The organism is Nonomuraea rhodomycinica (genome assembly GCF_013363995.1).
Classification (GTDB): domain Bacteria; phylum Actinomycetota; class Actinomycetes; order Streptosporangiales; family Streptosporangiaceae; genus Nonomuraea; species Nonomuraea rhodomycinica.
Genome location: NZ_JABWGO010000033.1, coordinates 1 through 1,169 on the forward strand (window position 1 = coordinate 1; position 1,169 = coordinate 1,169).

Annotated in this window: 1 protein-coding gene; it reads right to left on the minus strand. The window is 70.6% G+C overall.

What is annotated here, in order from left to right; all coding sequences use genetic code 11:
• A partial coding sequence (locus tag HT134_RS44290; protein ID WP_175606504.1) for an aldehyde dehydrogenase family protein occupies positions 1 to 1,169 on the minus strand: 1,169 nt, incomplete at both ends.

Sequence of the window (1,169 nt, forward strand, 5' to 3'; positions counted from 1 at the left end):
AGGTACGCCTCCAGCCCGTGAAGACCGCCTTCGCGGCCGTAGCCGGACTCCTTGTAGCCGCCGAACGGCGAGACCGGGTCGAACTTGTTGAACGTGTTGGCCCACACCACGCCGGCCCGCAGCCGCTCGGCCATCCACAGGATGCGCGAGCCCTTCTCGGTCCACACGCCGGCCGACAGCCCGTACGGCGTGTTGTTGGCCTTCTCCACCGCCTCCGCCGGAGTGCGGAAGGTCAGCACCGACAGCACCGGACCGAAGATCTCGTCCCGGGCGATCGTGTGCGACTGCGCCACCCCCGTGAAGATCGTGGGCGGGAACCAGAACCCCCGCTCGGGCAGCTCGCACCCGGGCGACCAGCGCTCGGCGCCCTCCGACTCCCCGATCTGCGACAGCTCGCGGATCTTGGCGAGCTGCTCGGCCGAGTTGATCGCGCCGATGTCGGTGTTCTTGTCCAGCGGGTCGCCCAGCCGCAGCGTGCCCAGCCGCCGCTTGAGCGCGGCCAGCAGCTCCTCCTGCACCGACTCCTGCACCAGCAGCCGCGACCCGGCGCAGCACACGTGCCCCTGGTTGAAGAAGATCCCGTTGACGATCCCCTCCACCGCCTGGTCGATCGGCGCGTCGTCGAAGACGATGTTGGCCGCCTTGCCGCCCAGCTCCAGCGTCAGCTTCTTGCCGGTGCCCGCGACCGCCCGCGCGATCAGCCGGCCCACCTCGGTCGAGCCGGTGAAGGCCACCTTGTCCACCTCGGGATGCGCCACCACCGCCGCGCCGGTCTCCCCCGCCCCGGTCACGATGTTGACCACGCCCGGCGGCAGCTCGGCCTGCCGGCAGATCTCGGCGAACAGCAGCGCGGTCAGCGGCGTCGTCTCGGCCGGCTTGAGCACCACCGTGTTACCGCAGGCCAGCGCCGGCGCGACCTTCCAGGCCAGCATCAGCAGCGGGAAGTTCCACGGGATGACCTGCCCGGCCACCCCCAGCGGCTTGGTCCCGAAGCCCGCGTACTCCAGCTTGTCGGCCCAGCCGGCGTAGTAGAAGAAGTGCGCCGCCACCAGCGGCAGGTCCACGTCCCGCGACTCGCGGATCGGCTTGCCGTTGTCCAGCGACTCCAGCACCGCCAGCTCGCGCGAGCGCTCCTGGATGATCCGCGCGATCCGGAACAGGTACTTGGC